The organism is Paenibacillus sp. Paensp111, from assembly GCF_059492195.1.
This window is the reverse complement of record NZ_CP168527.1, coordinates 1,591,775-1,608,513: the sequence shown is the minus strand read 5'-3', so window position 1 is coordinate 1,608,513 and position 16,739 is coordinate 1,591,775. Positions and strand designations below refer to the sequence as shown.

The 16,739-nt window shown below is 51.7% G+C and carries 15 protein-coding genes; all 15 read right to left on the bottom strand.

What is annotated here, in order from left to right; translation table 11 throughout:
• Positions 1-4: 4 nt before the first annotated feature.
• A complete protein-coding gene (gene era, locus ACEN86_RS07255) occupies positions 5-904 on the bottom strand; it encodes a GTPase Era (protein ID WP_495633638.1) in 900 nt (299 codons plus the stop codon).
• A 928-nt stretch (positions 905-1,832) separates the two neighbouring features.
• A complete protein-coding gene (locus tag ACEN86_RS07250; RefSeq protein WP_495633637.1) occupies positions 1,833-2,207 on the bottom strand; it encodes a diacylglycerol kinase family protein in 375 nt (124 codons plus the stop codon).
• Positions 2,207-2,704 (bottom strand): rRNA maturation RNase YbeY, encoded by a 498-nt coding sequence (gene ybeY, locus ACEN86_RS07245; protein WP_495633636.1) that lies wholly within the window; start codon positions 2,702-2,704, stop codon positions 2,207-2,209. The genes ACEN86_RS07250 and ybeY overlap by 1 nt, the downstream gene beginning before the upstream one ends.
• The gene (locus ACEN86_RS07240; RefSeq protein ID WP_495633635.1) at positions 2,676-4,967 is read right to left on the bottom strand and encodes an HD family phosphohydrolase; all 2,292 of its coding nucleotides are present in this window, start codon (positions 4,965-4,967) and stop codon (positions 2,676-2,678) included. The genes ybeY and ACEN86_RS07240 overlap by 29 nt, the downstream gene beginning before the upstream one ends.
• An 84-nt stretch (positions 4,968-5,051) precedes the next feature.
• Positions 5,052-6,023 carry a PhoH family protein gene (locus ACEN86_RS07235; RefSeq protein WP_495633634.1) on the bottom strand — a complete coding sequence of 324 codons (972 nt, stop codon included), beginning with the start codon at positions 6,021-6,023 and terminating at the stop codon, positions 5,052-5,054.
• A gap of 6 nt (positions 6,024-6,029) precedes the next feature.
• Positions 6,030-7,211 (bottom strand): sporulation protein YqfD, encoded by a 1,182-nt coding sequence (gene yqfD / locus ACEN86_RS07230; RefSeq protein ID WP_495633633.1) that lies wholly within the window; start codon positions 7,209-7,211, stop codon positions 6,030-6,032.
• Positions 7,208-7,501: a sporulation protein YqfC gene (gene yqfC / locus ACEN86_RS07225; protein ID WP_495633632.1), complete on the bottom strand. Its 294-nt coding sequence runs from the start codon at positions 7,499-7,501 to the stop codon at positions 7,208-7,210. Before yqfC ends, yqfD begins: the two co-directional genes overlap by 4 nt.
• A 147-nt stretch (positions 7,502-7,648) precedes the next feature.
• Entirely contained in the window at positions 7,649-8,230 is a 582-nt protein-coding gene (locus ACEN86_RS07220; RefSeq protein ID WP_495633631.1) for a YqfB family membrane protein, read from the bottom strand.
• Positions 8,231-8,242: 12 nt separating this feature from the next.
• A complete protein-coding gene (floA, locus tag ACEN86_RS07215) occupies positions 8,243-9,238 on the bottom strand; it encodes a flotillin-like protein FloA (protein ID WP_495633630.1) in 996 nt (331 codons plus the stop codon).
• A gap of 75 nt (positions 9,239-9,313) precedes the next feature.
• Positions 9,314-10,636: an NfeD family protein gene (locus ACEN86_RS07210; protein ID WP_495634241.1), complete on the bottom strand. Its 1,323-nt coding sequence runs from the start codon at positions 10,634-10,636 to the stop codon at positions 9,314-9,316.
• Positions 10,637-10,799: 163 nt separating this feature from the next.
• Positions 10,800-11,243 (bottom strand): GatB/YqeY domain-containing protein, encoded by a 444-nt coding sequence (locus ACEN86_RS07205; RefSeq protein WP_127198122.1) that lies wholly within the window; start codon positions 11,241-11,243, stop codon positions 10,800-10,802.
• Between the two features lie 16 nt (positions 11,244-11,259).
• A complete protein-coding gene (gene rpsU / locus ACEN86_RS07200; protein ID WP_005547957.1) occupies positions 11,260-11,433 on the bottom strand; it encodes a 30S ribosomal protein S21 in 174 nt (57 codons plus the stop codon).
• A 136-nt stretch (positions 11,434-11,569) separates the two neighbouring features.
• Entirely contained in the window at positions 11,570-11,929 is a 360-nt protein-coding gene (locus ACEN86_RS07195; protein ID WP_495633629.1) for a histidine triad nucleotide-binding protein, read from the bottom strand.
• A gap of 160 nt (positions 11,930-12,089) precedes the next feature.
• The gene (locus tag ACEN86_RS07190) at positions 12,090-15,533 is read right to left on the bottom strand and encodes an AAA family ATPase (protein ID WP_495633628.1); all 3,444 of its coding nucleotides are present in this window, start codon (positions 15,531-15,533) and stop codon (positions 12,090-12,092) included.
• Entirely contained in the window at positions 15,530-16,714 is a 1,185-nt protein-coding gene (locus tag ACEN86_RS07185; RefSeq protein WP_495633627.1) for an exonuclease SbcCD subunit D, read from the bottom strand. The genes ACEN86_RS07190 and ACEN86_RS07185 overlap by 4 nt, the downstream gene beginning before the upstream one ends.
• Between the last annotated feature and the right edge of the window lie 25 nt (positions 16,715-16,739).

The window sequence follows — 16,739 nt, the reverse complement described above, 5'->3', positions numbered from 1 at the left end:
TACCCTATGAATTTTTGTGGAATCCAAGGTCTTTCAGGACCCTGTCTTGGTTACGCCAATCCTTCTTCACCTTAACCCATAGTTCCAAGAAGATCTTGGAGCCTAGAAGATTCTCAATGTCCTTCCGGGCCAAGCGCCCGACTTCCTTAAGCAAGGCTCCCTGCTTGCCGATAATAATGCCTTTTTGGGAATCACGTTCAACGAAAATCACGGCCGAGATGTGAACGACACCATTTTCCTCGACTTTCATATCCTCAATCGTGACTGCAATAGAATGCGGAACCTCCTCACGAGTATTCAGAAGAATCTTCTCACGGATCAGCTCGGCGCATACGAATTGCTCGGGGTGATCCGTGATCTGATCCTCAGGGTAATACTGGGGACCTTCCGGCAAATATTTAGCAATCTGCTCCAGCATGGTATTTACGTTGTTGCCGTGCATCGCAGAGATTGGAATAATCTCCGCAAAATCATTCAGCTTACGGTATTCCTCGATCAGAGGAAGAAGCTGCTCGGGCTCTATTTTGTCAATTTTATTGAGGATTAGAATGACAGGTGTACGGATACCTTTGAGGCGCTCGATAATGAACCGGTCACCGCCTCCAAATCCTTCAGAAGCATCGGCCAGAAATAACACGGCTTCCACCTCACCCAGGGTGTTAAGAGCTGTCTGGTTCATAAAGTCACCCAGCTTAGACTGGCGTTTATGAATTCCAGGCGTGTCCAAGAACACGATCTGCATCTCGGGAGTAGTATAGACCCCATGAATTTTGTTGCGGGTCGTCTGAGGTTTGTCTGACATAATGGCAATTTTCTGCCCAATGACCTGGTTCATTAATGTCGATTTGCCCACATTGGGACGTCCGACGATGGCTACGAAGCCGGATTTGAATTTAGATTTCATTTGTAGTGACTCCTTTTGTATTTTCATACCCACCCAAACCCTCCCTGCTTAGGGAGGGCCCCAAGGGCTCTGCCCTCTGGACACCCTGTGATTTGGCGGATTGAGAGGGGCTGGTGCACCCGGGTGGGATGTGGTGCGATGAGCCGCTTGTCACCCCTGCGGGGCACGCTTTACTTATAGTGCTCCTGCCGGTGCCTTGGAAATGCGTGCGATGAGCCGCTTGTCGCCCCTGCGGGGCACGCTTTACTTGCGGAGCACCGGCGGGAGCGGTTGAGCGCTTGTGCGAGCGCGGGGGCGCTGTCCCTGCGGGATGCGCTATCGTTCGGCGCATAGACCCGTGCGGGATTGCGGTTATGCGTGCACGGCGGCGCTGTCCCTGCGGGATGCGCTTTTGTTCGGTGCTCAGACCCGTGCGGGATTGCGGTTGTACGTGCACGGCGGCGCTGTCCCTGCGGGATGCGCTATCGTTCGGCGCATAGACCCGTGCGGGGTTGCGGTTGTGCGTGCGCGGTGACGCTGTCCCTGCGGGATGCGCTCTTGATCGGCGCATAAACCCGTGCGGGGTTGCGGTTGTGCGTGCGCGGTGACGCTGTCCCTGCGGGATGCGCTCTTGATCGCCGCATAAACCCGTGCGGGATTGCGGTTGTGCGTGCGCGGGGGCGCTGTCCCTGCGGGATGCGCTCTTGATCGCCGCATAAACCCGTGCGGGGTTGCGGTTGTGCGTGCGCGGTGACGCTGTCCCTGCGGGATGCCGCCTACAAGCTTTCTGAAGAAAGCTACATCGGAAGCATAAGCGTTGTCTCCGGATTTCATCCGCTATGCGGTTTAGATCAAGAAATCGGGAGGCGGGCAGCGGCCGAAAGTCCAAGCATTCCCGTAGTTGCAACCTCAGATCTGTTAAAGCTTCACAACGCGCTTATATATTCGGTTACTTCCCTGTGAGCCACTCGAGCACGGGAGCGTAGAACAGGACAACACCGATGATCACAGCAAAGATCGCTGCGACGAGAACGGCGCCGGCGGCGGTGTCCTTGGCGGCTTTGGCCAGAGGATGAAGATCCGGGCTTGCCAGGTCGACCACCGACTCGATAGCGGTGTTGATAAGCTCCAAAGCAATAACCAGTGCGATCATAAGCAGCAGAATAGCCCACTTGACCGGAGTTAAATGAAAAAAGGCGGCCGCACCGGCCGCCAGCACCGCGCAAATGACATGAACGCGTAAATTGCGCTGTGTTTTGAGCCCGTACCCTATGCCTTCAAATGCATAACGGAATGTGGAACTCCATGTATGACTTCGCTTCATTAGCGTACAAGGCCGACCTGGGAGAGGGCGGCTTCCTGCTTGGCCATCATTTCCGCTTCGCTGGCTTCATCCTGATGATCGTAGCCCAGCAGGTGCAGGAAACCATGCACGAATAAAAAGCCGATCTCCCGCTCCAGCGAATGTCCGTATTCCTCACTTTGCTCTTTGGCCCGTTCCACAGAGATAATAATATCTCCGAGCACGTCTGGAATATCATCCAGGTTCTGACCTTCCTCAAGCTCGTACAGAATTTCCGGCTCCTCATCCACGGACTCATTCATGGCAAAAGACAAAACATCCGTAGGGCGGTCAATGCCCCGGTACTCCTTGTTCAGCTCATGGATAGCTTCGTTGTTAACGAACGTGAGATCAACCTCTCCTTCGGCAATCCCTTCCGCTTCACCTGCGATCTCTAGTGCTTTTTCAAGCAATTCTATCAATTCCGGACTGATTACATAATCTTCCTGCTCATTGTTCCAAGCCAGCTTCAGACCCACTCGCTTCACGCCCCTTGTCTATCTCATCATTTCCCTTTGGCTTCTTAATATCCTCCGGATACTCGATCCGGGAATGGAAGATGCCCATTACGGTTTCCATTAATGTCTTGGCGATCACATCGAGCTCACGCATCGTAAGATCACATTCGTTGAACTGATGGTCATCAAGACGGCTTTTTATGATCTTCTGGATCATGGACTCGACCTGCTCAACCGTAGGCTTGCGAAGCGATCTTACAGCAGCCTCTACACTATCTGCAATCCCGACAACAGCAGCCTCCTTCGACTGTGCCTTCGGACCCGGATAACGGAAGTCCTTCTCCGTAAAGTCCGGTTCTCCCCCCTGCTCCTCTGCAAGCTTAAGCGCTTTGTGATAAAAGAAATGCAGAAAAGTTGTTCCGTGATGCTGCTCGGCGATATCCCGAATCGGCTTGGGAAGCTTGTACTCCTTAAGCATTTCTACCCCGTCCCTTGCATGGGCCACAATGATCGACTTACTCAGCTTGGGATCGATGAAATCATGCGGGTTCTCCATATTATTCTGGTTCTCGATAAAATAACTTGGCCGCTTGGTCTTGCCAATGTCGTGATAATACGATCCTACCCTGCACAGTAACCCGTTTGCCCCAATAGCCTCAGCGGCCGCTTCGGATAGATTGCCGACCATTACACTATGATGATAGGTACCCGGCGTCTCCGTCAGCAGCTTTCTAAGAAGCGGGTGATTAGGGTTAGACAGCTCAACTAACTTAAGAGCGGACAGGATCCCGAACGACACCTCGAAGAATGGCATCAGACCAATAACCAGAATCGTGGTAAGGAGCCCTCCAGCAAAAGCAAACCCAATCGCATATAATGTATTGGATTGTGTCCAGCCGTTCTCATTAAGCAGAACCAGGGTGAACACGGATAACGATCCGAACAAGCATACCATAATGCCTGCTTTCAAAATCGTGGAACGCTGACTAGCACGATGAATCGAGAATATGGATACGAACGAGATTATGACCGCGAAGAAACCAAAATAAAAATCGAAAATCTGCCCCTGATGGCTGTTCAGTATGATACTTGCCAAAATTCCAAGCACGATGGAACTGATATAAGCCAGCGGGATATCAATCAACAAAGTAATAAGCATAGCTCCTGTAGCGATCGGAGCCAGATACCCAATGTAAGGGCGCTGAGGACTCTGCAGTATATTAACCACGTGAATCGACAGAATGGTAATCGCAAAGATTAACAGCAGCATAACCAGCTGTACATTATTATATTTGAACCTGGCAGCTCCCTCCGATTGGCGCATATACATAACAAGGCCAAATCCCAGGAGCAGTGACATCAGCAGCAGGCCCAGCTGAGGCCAGTAGTTGACTTCATCTTTCAGGAGCCCGTTCTGATCGAGCAGGTTGTACATTTCCTCGGTAATCCGCTCACCCTTGGCAACAAGCACATCACCCTGCTTGATATACACGGGTTCGGTGCTCTCTCTAGCCAGTACCTTGGCTTCCTTGGTCGCCTCATCGTCCCTGAAATTGTTCGGTGTAATCACCAGACGTATAAGCTCCTGAACTACCTCGCGGGAGATTCGTTTACTCAGCATGCTGGAACTGACCTGTTCCGCTACTTTGGCGCGTACTGCTGGAGCCTCCGTAACCTGATCGCCGGTCAACCGGGCAACAATATCCTTTGCAACAGGCTTCATTTCACTGATATCCTCAGGCGTAAGACGGGGAATCTTGATAAAAGTCTCTTCTGAAATATGATACGCCTGCTCATTGATCCGCTTCTTCATCTCTTCCAGCAGAGATTCGGAATAGATAGCGGACAGCTTGTTGTTCAAAATAAAATTTTGCGTATATTCCTGTACCTTGCTTGGAAGCTCCTGCCGGTAAATCGAGATCTTGTCCTCTCTCGAAACTTGATCATCCTGATTCAGACGCAGAATCCGGTCCAGAATCTGGGTTACCAGCACTTCATTGCGAAGCGGCACGATCTTGTATATATCCTTTTGTTTCTCGGCTGCCTGCTCTTGGGCCTTGAGCGTCGCTTTGTTGTTGGGAATCTGGACCGGTGCAAGTATCTCCTTATCACTGGGCTGTCCAATTACAATGTTATATCGCTCAGGCAATAGCTTTGGAGCCAGACTGACATAAAATAAAACAACAAACAGCAAAAACAGAACATAGCGTACAGGTACGCTATGTTTCCATCCTGCCGTTTTGGATTGAAATGTACTGCTTTTCGACTTTTCCTTCGAGGTCATAGAACAGCCCTCTCTATCTTCTGAAAGTACCTGATTATTTGTGGGAATTCTCTCTTTAGATTGACGGTTGCTCTCCTAGTGCTGCTATTCCTGATTCTCTGCAGCCCGGTCGTAAGCGATAATGATTTTTTGAACAAGGGAGTGACGTACTACATCCGACTCATCGAAGTAGACAAAGCCGATTTCCTCAATATTTTTGAGAATGGATTTGGCTTCCACTAACCCGGACTTCTTACCTCTGGGCAGATCAATCTGAGTTACGTCACCGGTTATAACCATCTTAGAGCCAAAGCCAAGACGTGTAAGGAACATCTTCATCTGTTCAGGAGTGGTGTTCTGGGCCTCATCCAGAATAACAAAAGCGTCATCCAGCGTCCGGCCGCGCATATAAGCGAGCGGAGCAATCTCAATGAGTCCTCTCTCCAGCGCTTTAGCTGTCTGTTCAGGTCCCATCACATCATACAGCGCATCATACAAGGGACGCAGATACGGATCTACCTTCTCCTGCAGATCACCGGGAAGGAAGCCCAGGCTCTCCCCAGCCTCGACGGCAGGCCGTGTGAGCACGATCCGCTTGACGGAGCCTTCCTTCAGTGCTGTAATAGCAAGAACTACTGCCAGATACGTCTTACCTGTACCGGCTGGACCTACTCCGAAGACAACGTCCCGCTTCTTGATTGTTGTGACATAATGCTTCTGACCAATCGTCTTCACACGGATCGGCTTGCCTCTGTAAGTGGTCGCAACCTCACCTTTATATAAATCAAGCAGTTGGTCGGCGCGCAAATCGAGAGCAAGATCTATCGCATACAGTACATCACGCTCAGTGAGAACATATCCATTGCGAATGAGCTGCAGCAGGACTTCGAACAGCTGCTGAACCACATCCACGTTCCTTCTCTCGCCGCGAATCGTAATCTCGGATTCCCGCGAAACCACTTGTACTTCTACTTTCTCCTCAACCAGCTTAAGGAAGGTATCCTGAGGGCCAAATAAAGACAGCCCTTCTGCTGCGCTCTGCAGCGGTATCTTGGTGCTTACGGTTTGTTCTGACAAATAGCCTCATTCTCCTTGATGGTGAACTATCGGAAGTTCTTCCGCTATATTCTGTTCCACTTCAAAAAGCACTTTCATATAAACTTTACCATTGTCTGTCTTCTCATGCAAAATTTTTTGCTGTACAATTTGAGCATCTGCGCCGTTTTTCGCCAGGATATCAAGCTTCGCTCTCTCCAGTCCACGGATCACCGTCTGCTCCACAGATTGTTTGGTCTCAAGCTCCGCAACCTCCATCACGTCCTCGGACATCCATCCGATAGGCAGCTTCCAGTGCCTCCAGGTCAACGGATCCATCTGGGTAAGGGTCTGGGATTGCTCATACCCCACCTTGCCATAGCCCCAGATCTGAATCGCTGTACTTCCGAAATAAAGATACCCCTTCTCTTTCTTCTCCCCTGTATAAACCTTCTGCTTGCGTACAAGCGGTGCCTCTATCTTGTATTCATGCCAGACCAGACCCCGAACATCTCCTTTTGCCACTACAGCTTGTTCACCCTGGATTCCTGAGATGAGAACGCTGCCCTTCGTCACACGATCATTCTTCGATACCTCAGGCTGTCCTCGTTCCGCGAAAATATGGGTAACCACCGCATCCGTCTTACTGACCAGACTTCTCGGGCTGAACAGCTCCGAGTTCTTGGGCTGCGCCGCCTCTACCACTTCAATTGTAATTTTGGTCCCTGTCTTGGAAACCCCGACCCAGGAGGTTCCGCTGAGTTTTCTTGTCAGATCCTTGGAAAGCTTGTCCTGTTCAGGCAGCCGGTTGATCCACTGGAAGGGGTAAATCCCCTCTTCCTTGGCGGCAAGCAGAATATCTTCGGTTGGAATTTTCACATTGCCCTTCACTTCTATGTCCCATACCATCGATGAATACCCATAGATCATGAGGAAAAACAGGATAAAACCGGCAATAAACCACTTGCGTCTGAACACCTTGTTCCAGAAAAAGGGCAGCCCCTCTCTCTGATCCACGTGTACTCGGCAGCTTGTCTTCTTGAGGAGCGGGCGAAGCCGGTAATAATCGGCTATAACAACTTCCATCTCGAGCCGGTTAGGACCCAGCGATTTGAGATTCCAGACTTCAACCCGTTCTCTGGCCAGCTCATTGACAAAAGCTTCGATGTGCCCGCCGCGAACCGTCACCCTTACCGAACCGCGTAATTTCGTAAGTCCCGGTGTCTTCAATGTCTCTCCCCCGTTCCTACATACTGGATTGCTGCTATATCACCTTCAATAAGGACCTCTTCAGGCATGATCGCTTTGATTACAAGACGGCTTCCAGATACCGTAAGAGCCCCCTCCGGAAGTGCCAGTCTCAATTGATCTGGTGAGAAATGCAGGACACCGCGATGATTCTCAATCAACAACTGTTTGTTGCCAACCATCGTGAGCCTTGGCAGGTCAAAGACGAGGTCCTGAGGGAGGTCGAGAATATCGACCGACCATTTGCGTAGTTTGCGGGTAAAACGGCTCATCGGCAGTCCTCCTTCCCATACTGTACAAAATATGCGGGAGATGGCGGATTTATGAAAATCTGAAATCTTTTTTCGGCTAGGGGAGCTGAACAGAATTATGCTGTGAATCAAAAAAAGGACTGATCCAAATGGATCAGCCCTCAAGTATTATTTTCTATACATGTACGGACGCTTCGCACGCGGCTTCCCTAGAATCTCTGCCCAGACAACTCCATTCGCCAGCTGACTTGATGTCAGGGAAGATATGTCCTTGGGAGAGGTATCAGAAGCTTGGGAACTTTGGCCGTGCTTACGCTTCACTTCACGGACAAGAGAGCGGTTGGTGCGTTCAAGCTGTTCAAGCTTGCGCTGTAGGCTGAGAATTTCAGCTGCTTCCCGGCCCTCCTCAATGTCCGCAGACTTTTGACCGATAGAATTCTCTTCATGCTGTGTCCAGCTGCTTGCAGCGGAAGGAGACAAAATATTTCTTCCCCATTCCTCCATGGTCTGATCTGATGATCGTCCCGTTCCCTCAGTCCGCCCAGTAGGCTGAAGAGTACGTGTGTCAGCCTGATGGGGCTGCTGGATAGGATTAGGCTCTTTCCCTGGGCCCCCTCCAAAGGTTGGCATCCGGTTAGATGGATTCCCGCCCTTTGACTTGCCCTTCTTGCCCAGCATAGACAAGACCGCAAATCCGATCACGATGACCAGATACAGATGACTCATCACCCATTCCAGCAGATCATTCATTTAGAGCACCGCCTATTCGTCATCCTTGGTTGAAGAAGATTCACCCGGCTTGCTAATGGAACTGCGCATATTGGTATCTGCTTCGATGTTCTTTAGATTCATGTAATCAAGCACACCAATCTGACCGCCCCGGAGAGCCTCAGCCATGGCCAGAGGAACCTCGGATTCCGACTCCACTACTCGGGCACGCATCTCAACAACACGCGCCTTCATTTCCTGCTCTTGAGCTACCGCCATGGCTCTGCGCTCCTCAGCTTTCGCCTGGGCAATTCGCTTGTCTGCTTCAGCCTGTTCCGTCTGCAGGAAGGCGCCAATATTCTTACCTACATCCACGTCCGCAATATCGATCGAGAGAATCTCAAATGCAGTACCTGCGTCGAGGCCTTTGTTCAAGACGGTACGTGAAATCATATCCGGGTTCTCCAACACATCTTTATGGGAGTTACTCGAACCTACCGTGGTAACGATACCTTCACCTACACGGGCAATAATCGTCTCTTCACCCGCACCCCCGACAAGCCGGTCAATGTTCGCACGCACAGTAACACGTGCTTTAACCTTAACCTCAATCCCGTCTTTGGCAACGGCAGCTACTACTGGAGTCTCAATGACTCTCGGATTAACGCTCATCTGAACAGCTTGAAGCACGTCACGGCCGGCAAGATCAATCGCAGCGGCCCGTTCAAATTCCAGTGGAATATTGGCCCGCTGAGCAGCAATCAGGGCATTTACTACCCGGTCCACGTTACCGCCTGCCAGGTAATGGCTCTCAAGCTGGTTAATTGAAAGACCCAGACCCGCTTTGTGTGCCTTAATGAGCGGATTAACGATTCGAGCCGGTGTAACCCGGCGCAGTCTCATGGCCACCAAGGTTAATATACTGATCTTGACTCCCGACGCCAGTGCAGATATCCACAGCATCACCGGGAAGAAGCTTAGGAAGACGCTCAGCACAATAACCGCGATCACTACGATGAGCAGTATTCCAATAAATGATGAATCCAACATACAGTGTATCAGCTCCTAATGTGTATTATTTATAGTCATGGGAATGAGTCAGGCTCATTCCCAATTCCCAAAGTATCAGACTTCTGCTACCACTATTCTCGTTCCTTCTACCTTAATTACTTTTACCTGCGTATCTGCCTTAATGAATCCTCCTTCGGTTACAACATCAATGCGTTCGGTTCCAATTACCGCAGTGCCTGCAGGACGAAGCGGAGTCAGGCTGGTTCCTTCGAGTCCTAGCAGATCTGGCCGTTCCGTTACAGAGCTATACCCTTTATCCCTGGTCAGCTCATCACGAAGAATGAACCGGTTCCAGATTCCGCGTTCTTTGAATATCCATACCACAATGATAATAACGATCAAGGCCGCAAGAGAGGCAATTCCCAAGGTCTTCAGAGCATGCTGAGTGTCGTAAGCCGCGCGGATCACACCTGCTATCAGACAGACCGACCCCAGAATTCCAAGTATGCCGAAGCTCGGTACAAACAGCTCCAGTGCCATTAACACCAGGCCGATTACGAATAACGCGCCTGTCTCAAGACCCGCGAATCCAGCGATGTAATTACCGAAGAAATACAGTCCAAAAGCTGTTATCCCCAGTATTCCAGGTACCCCGAAGCCGGGCACAAGAAGCTCGATGACTACTCCTGCAATCCCGACAAAGAGTAGAATCATCATTACAAGCGGGTTCGTAAGGAACATGGCGATATTCTCTGCTAACGTCCGCTCCACCCGAATTGTATCTTCACCGCTGTACCCCATCCAGTGGATAACCTCTTCCATGCTGCTCGCCAGGGTATCAGCATAGCCAACTTTAACTGCCTCGCTGCTGCTTAATGAGATAATTTGCCCCTTCTCTTTGGTCCGGTTAATCTCCGGCATTTCCACCGTAATGGAAGGGTCGACCATTCCCTCCGCAATTCGAGGGTTGCGATGCTGGAGATCCGCGGCTGCGCTCATTTTGCTCTTCCAATAAGCAATCTCCTTAGGGCTGCTCACCAACTCACCTGAAGCATCGACGAGCGAAGCCGCTCCAATTGCACTATCCGGCCTCATGGCAATCTTATCGGCATGCAGAGCAATATAACTGCCTGCCGAAGCCGCATTTCCCTGGATAAAAGCTACTGTGGGAATAGAGCTGCCAGCGATCATCTGCCCGATATTCTCCGCATTATCCACCCGGCCTCCAGGCGTATTCACTTCTAGGACAATAAGGGCCGCTCCCTGATCCTTCGCTTCCCTAAATCCCCGCTCCAGAAATTTCTCCAGTCCAGACTCAATCTTCTGATCCAGCGGTATAACGTAGACCGTTCCTGACTTTAGTTGAGCTGGTGCAGAAGCAGCTTCAGCATTAGACAGGTTTACCGGGGCAAATCCCGACAAGAGCACAATCACCATCGCTATCATGAAATACATGCTTAGTCTCAGATTGCGGTTCACTTGTGTCCCTCCCTTATGTAAATATTAATATCCTGATCTAACTATGTTCTACGATTTATTTCATACTACGTTTCATATTAAGAAAAAACACCCTCTATCGCTAGAGGGTGTTTCGTACTTGTTATTGCAATAGCTGTTGAACTGCCTGGTTAACAAGTTTGCCATCAGCAAGGCCTTTGACCTTAGGCATGAGGGCACTCATTACTTTCCCGATATCCGCTTTAGAAGAAGCACCGGTTTCCTGGATGGTCTGCTGTACAATGACTTTAATTTCTTCTTCAGAAAGTTGTTCGGGAAGATACTCGGCAATTATCTTGATCTCTTCTGCCAAAGGAGCAGTTAGATCATCACGGCCTGCTTTTTGAAATTCTTGGAGGGCATCTTTGCGCTGTTTGATCTCACGACTTAGGATATCAAGCACTTCGTTGTCGTCCAGAGTTCTTTTCAAATCTATTTCAAGATTCTTAATCGTTGCACGAACCATTCGAATGGTGGAGAGCTTGAACTTGTCTTTACTCCTCATCGCTTGCTTCATATCTTCGTTCAATCGCTCGCTAAGATTCATGGTAGTTCAGATCCTCCTAAAACTTTCTCTTACGAGCAGCCTCGGACTTTTTCTTGCGCTTCACGCTTGGCTTCTCATAATGCTTGCGTTTCTTCACCTCAGCCAAGACTCCATCTTTTGCAATGGAACGCTTGAAGCGACGAAGTGCAGCATCAATAGTCTCGTTTTTGCGAACTTTAGTTTCAGACACCAGTTTTCCCTCCCTCCGACCAGACCGTCCAAGAGCACAACACGGTTCATCAACTTTCATTATAGGTGAAAAGGAAATAGGGTGTCAACCGTGAGTGACTTTCTTTTTTATATCCAGTTAAATTTATGTTCCAATATCAGGCGTGTGACTCGGAAATTCCGGTCAGTGCTCCCAGCTTCGCTCCACCAAGCAGATGGTAATGAATATGATACACAGCCTGTCCGCTATCCGGGCCACAGTTATTAATCAGACGATAGCCGCTCTCCGAAATCCCCAGCTTCTTGGCTGCATTCTGAGCTACCTTATGCATCTCACCAATCAGAGCCAGATCCTCGGCAGCCACATCGTTCATGGTCGCAATATGCTTCTTCGGTATAATCAGAACATGGGTAGGCGCCGCAGGCTGGATATCATGAAATACCAGAAATTGGTCATCCTCATACACTTTGTTGGAAGGGATCTGGCCTGAGGCAATTTTACAAAACAAACAATCCATCGTAGTCGTATCCTCCTTTTCTTGATTTCGCCTGAAGAGCAGGACGAGACCGTCAGTTCTTGAGCTATTCCTATCATACCGAAAATATCTGCAAAAAAGAAGCACATGCTTCGCTAGAACTGTGTCCTGCGCTTCATGTGCCCGTCATTCCTAAGCCAGCTTACAAATTCTCTATCATAATACGCGAACCCATACCCGCATTCTCTGCCGGATGAACCACCAGCTTACGCGGAAGACGCGCTCTTAGCTCAGCTACATGGCTGATGACGCCTACCGCAAGGTGATCATGATGAAGCTGCTCCAGGGATGTGATAACCGTATCAAGCAGCTCCGGATCCAGCGTACCAAATCCTTCGTCCAGGAAGAAGAACTGCAGAGGATACTGTCCTCTGAGCTGAATTTGCGCCGACAGGGCAAGTGCCAGGGCAAGGGAAGTGAGGAAAGTCTCGCCCCCGGATAAAGTAGATACCGGACGCTTGATCCCGCCATTCGCATCATCACATATAATGAACCCGCCTCCCGAATCGGTCTCCAGAGAGTAGCGCTGCTTGGTCAAGTCTCTCAGCCTCTGTGAAGCGGCCTGGCTGACGTTCATAAGCTGTTCTTCAGCTATATACTCTACGAAAGCATTCCCTCTCAGGCTGGACTGCAGCTTGCTCAGAAGATTAGCAGAGTGATCAAGCTTGATCCGATCGGTTTCGAGCTCTTTCCAGCGGATGTGACGCACCTCGATATCCTCGAGGTCCCGCTCGGCTCTTGCTTTGGCTTGTACTGCCTTTTCATCAGCTTCTTTGCATACAGTAAGACTAGACTTACTATTCTCCCAATCTTCCTCCCCGATCTGTCTGCCCCCAAGCTTCGATTCCAGCTCACGCGTCTGAATAGCAAGCTCACGTTCAAGGTCGCGGTGAACGGTAATCTGTTGCCCAAGCTGCTCTCTTGTACTAGCATCTAGAAGGGCCTCCTCCGTCTCTTCTTCCCTGGCAAAAGGACTCTGCTCGAGCTGCTGCTCAAATCGGCTTCGAAGCAGCTCTTCTTGTTCAGCTGCTGAGATCGCAGTCTGCTGCGCTGCGGCTCCTGTCTTGGCCGTTTCCTGCTTCACTTGATCCGCTGCCCTGTGCTGCTCCTGAAGAGCAGCAGCTTCTTTTCGCAGAAGCTCCAGACGGTTCGCTGTGTCCTGGTACAGCTTGTCGACCGCTTCATCTCCCGCTATCGCTCTCAGGCGCTCTTCTTTCTCTGACAATACGTCGTTTTTGCCGGCAAGCTGGGCCTGCCACTGAACCTGCTGCTTATCAAGCTCGGACGCTTCCTGATTCAATTTGCCAAGCAGGACCGTCTTCTCCTCTATGAATGGGCCGCTGAGATCAAGCCGCTTCTTCACATCCTCAGATACGGCATCTTTCTCATGGATATCTTCGATCAGCCGTTCTGTATCCGTGAGTGAATAATCGGGCAGTTCCCTGCTCCACTCTTCCATAAGTTCCTTGTGCTCATGCTCAAGCTCTTCCAGGAGGTGAAGAGACTGGTCGTATTGACTCTGAAGAGAGCCAAGCTCTGCATTCAGACCCGCAATCCGGGGCTGAAGGGCTGCATGGCTGGCCAGGATCCCCTTCGCTTCCCGCTGAAGCTCTTCAAGTTGGACTTCAGCTTCCTGCATATCCTTCTGAGCTCTTATCATCTGCGCTTCCCACTCGCCAAAAGTCTTTGGTGTTCGGGATTCATGTTCCGGTTCTGCCGCCTGCAGCGATGCGGCTGCTTGGAGCGACGGGGCAGCCTGCAGCAGGGCAGGTTCTTCAGCGCCGTCTGCCTCAGGGAACAGGGACTCCATTATGGACCGGCAGGTGTCCAATGCTCTGGACAGGCTGTACTTCATGTCTCTAAGTGGAGGAAGACTTGCTCCTATCTGCTCCAATTCAGCCTCAAGCTGCTCTGCGTCATCCAGAATGTGTACCGCAGGAGAGGGGTGGTGATCTGAACCGCAGACAGGACAGGATTCCCCGTCATTTAATTGCTCTGCCAGCCGGACAGACCACAAATGCATTTCCTGCGACTTTACAGTCAGACGAAGTGTATTCTCCCGCTGCTCCAGTCCATCATGCACATTCTGGCATTCCTGCATCAGACTGATAAAGGCTGCTGTTAATGCTGCTGCCTGCTCCGCTGCCTGCCCACGAACTCCAATCGCTGATCTTTCATTCTGCTGGGCTTCATTCCGTTCACTACGGACTTTGTCCAAGCGGTCTTTGAGCTCAGAGTCAGTCTTATCCGCTTTGGTTCTCCGGACAATAATCTGAGTGAACTTCTCCTTGAGCGAAGCTGCCGCCTGAACCTTACGTCTTAGAACAGCAGGGACTTCCAATTCCTTGAGCCGCTGCTCCAGCTCTTGACGGCGCTGAACCGCTTTGGCGAGGAGCAGCTCTTCCTTCGTGATCTGCTCCTTATGGACTTGAAGCGAGCGGACGGCCTCAGCAAGCCTGGATTCCAGCTCTGCAGACTCCAGCTTGAGCTTATCCCGGTCGGCCTGAAGCCGCCTTGCCTGTTCAAGCTGCTCGAGCCGGACCAGCAGACCCGGCTCTTCGGACAAGAGCGCCTGCCGGGCGGACTCGGCCGCAGCAGCAGCTTGCTCCGCCGAGGCTTCCGCCTGTGCGGAAGCCTCCATCGCCTGCTGCGCGTGCACACGGCGCTCCGCGGCCAGACGCCTCGCGTCATGCCAGGCGCTGAGCGCCGGGCGCAGCTGCTCGGCGGCAGCGGCCTTCGCGAGCCGCGCCTCAAGCTGCGCGATCTCGCCGCTCTGCTCCTGCAGCTGCAGAAGCGACTGCTTGCGCTGCCGCAGCTCAAGGCTAAGCTCGCGCAGCTTGGAGAGCTGCTCGTACAGGCGCTCGGCCTCCTGCAGCTCGCGCCTGCGCTGCTCCGCTTCCGCGGAAGCTGCCTTCAGGCCCGCAGCCGCTTCCTGAAGGGCTTCCTCTGAAGCCTGTCCGAGCCCCTGCTGCTCCGCGGCCAGCTCCTTGAGCCGGCTGTCGGTCTCTTTGACCTTGCGGCTGAGCTTCATCCCGAGGTGGTCGCCGTACTTCTCCAGATGGAACAAGCGCTGAAGCATCTGCCGGCGTTCACTGCCCTTCAGGGATAGGAACTCCGCGAATTTCCCCTGCGGAAGCACGACAGCCCGGGTGAAGTCATCCATCTTAAGTCCGATCTTCTCCTCTACGCAGCGGGTAACCTCGGCCAGCTTGTCCGCATGAACCTGATCCCCTTCCGGCAGAACCTGGATAAACCGGCTGATCGTATTGCTGACCGAGACATCGCCGGTTCGCTTGAATCTGCGCTCCACCCGGTAACATTCTGCCCCTTCTGCAGACATCAGCTCAAAAGTAAATGCGACAAAGAGACTGTCTTCCGAATGATTCATAATACCCTGTGTCCCATTAACCGCACGCTCCACCTTACCGTACAAAGCTAGTGTAATGGCATCCAGCAGTGTCGATTTACCGCTGCCGGTAGGACCAAAGATGCCGAACAATCCGGTCTCGCACAGCTTCGTGAAGTCTACTTCCTGAGGCTCTCGGTAGCTTTGCAGACCTGAGAGTTTAAGAGAAATTGGCTTCATGTCTGATCTCCCTCCAAGCCTGCTGAGTGCTCATCCTCCGCTACAAGCTGCATGAACAGCTCAACCAGCTCCTCTTCCGGCTCTGCTCCCCCGCTCTGGCGCTGGTAGAACTTGCGGAACAGCTCATGCACCGGCATTTGTGAGCGTCCCGCTGCCGTCTGTTCAAGTTCACGGCCCGGATACACCGGCCGGATATGAATAATTCCTTCGCGGGATTTACGCAAGGTCTGAATATCCCCAAGTGACATCGCCTCAGTAAGACGAATCTCCAAATCTATGAATGCATCGATATCTCGTCCGTCATCCAGCCAGCGGTGAACCTCTTCGATTCCGCCGGTACAGTTCCACCGGACCAGAGGTCTTCCGCTCCTTAAGTAAATCTCTTCGATTACCGGTGTGCCCCCCGGCTCCACATCAATTAGCATGACCGATTTAGCTTGCCCTGCTTCCGAGAAGCTGTAGGCCAGCGGTGAGCCGCTGTACCGGATCAGGCCGTTCCCTTTCACGCTCTGGGCACGGTGGAGATGGCCAAGCGCCGTATACTGGGCTCCGATATCCAGAGCCGTAGGATCCACGGTATAGGCACCGCCAATTTGAATGGGACGTTCGGAATCGCACTCGACGCCTCCCAGGACATAGATGTGACTCATCGCCAGATTGACTGTGTTCTTGCTAAAGGACTGTCCCAGAAGGCGCATTAAACGCCCTACCCTTTCGCTGTAGGCTAATCTAAGCTCCCCTTCATCCACCTGGCCTGCGAGAAGCTCGCCGAGTCTTGCTTCAGATGGATAAGGCAGTGCTGCGATTACCGCTGACTCTCCGGTACGGGCTATATTCAGCCGAACGGGTTCGGACGAAGGAAGCCCTACCAGGGTAATCCCGCTGCGGGATACCAGCGGCGTCACAGAGGCTACCCGCTCGGGCTGATCATGGTTGCCTGCAATGGCAACCAGTTGTCTGCCATCCTCTGTTAACCTTGCAGCAGCGTCGTAGAACATCATTTCCGCTGCTGCCGGAGGATTCACACTATCATAGACATCCCCCGCCATCATAATCAGGTCCGCCTTAGTATCCTTCGCGAGCTGTACCAGCTCATCCAGGAACATCTCCTGCTCACTGAGCCGGCTTCGCCCCTCAAGCGTTCTTCCCAGATGCCAGTCTCCTGTATGCAGAATCCGCATGTTTTCCCCCCTCTACTTTGACTAA

What these genes read in the sequence shown, in the direction of transcription:
- era (WP_495633638.1), bottom strand. Translation starts at nt 904, where the DNA reads ATGAAATCTAAATTCAAATCCGGCTTCGTAGCCATCGTCGGACGTCCC.
- ACEN86_RS07250 (WP_495633637.1), bottom strand. Translation starts at nt 2,207, where the DNA reads ATGAAGCGAAGTCATACATGGAGTTCCACATTCCGTTATGCATTTGAA.
- ACEN86_RS07240 (WP_495633635.1), bottom strand. Translation starts at nt 4,967, where the DNA reads ATGACCTCGAAGGAAAAGTCGAAAAGCAGTACATTTCAATCCAAAACG.
- yqfC (WP_495633632.1), bottom strand. Translation starts at nt 7,501, where the DNA reads ATGAGCCGTTTTACCCGCAAACTACGCAAATGGTCGGTCGATATTCTC.
- ACEN86_RS07220 (WP_495633631.1), bottom strand. Translation starts at nt 8,230, where the DNA reads ATGAATGATCTGCTGGAATGGGTGATGAGTCATCTGTATCTGGTCATC.
- floA (WP_495633630.1), bottom strand. Translation starts at nt 9,238, where the DNA reads ATGTTGGATTCATCATTTATTGGAATACTGCTCATCGTAGTGATCGCG.
- ACEN86_RS07210 (WP_495634241.1), bottom strand. Translation starts at nt 10,636, where the DNA reads ATGGTGATTGTGCTCTTGTCGGGATTTGCCCCGGTAAACCTGTCTAAT.
- ACEN86_RS07205 (WP_127198122.1), bottom strand. Translation starts at nt 11,243, where the DNA reads ATGAATCTTAGCGAGCGATTGAACGAAGATATGAAGCAAGCGATGAGG.
- ACEN86_RS07195 (WP_495633629.1), bottom strand. Translation starts at nt 11,929, where the DNA reads ATGGATTGTTTGTTTTGTAAAATTGCCTCAGGCCAGATCCCTTCCAAC.
- ACEN86_RS07190 (WP_495633628.1), bottom strand. Translation starts at nt 15,533, where the DNA reads ATGAAGCCAATTTCTCTTAAACTCTCAGGTCTGCAAAGCTACCGAGAG.
- ACEN86_RS07185 (WP_495633627.1), bottom strand. Translation starts at nt 16,714, where the DNA reads ATGCGGATTCTGCATACAGGAGACTGGCATCTGGGAAGAACGCTTGAG.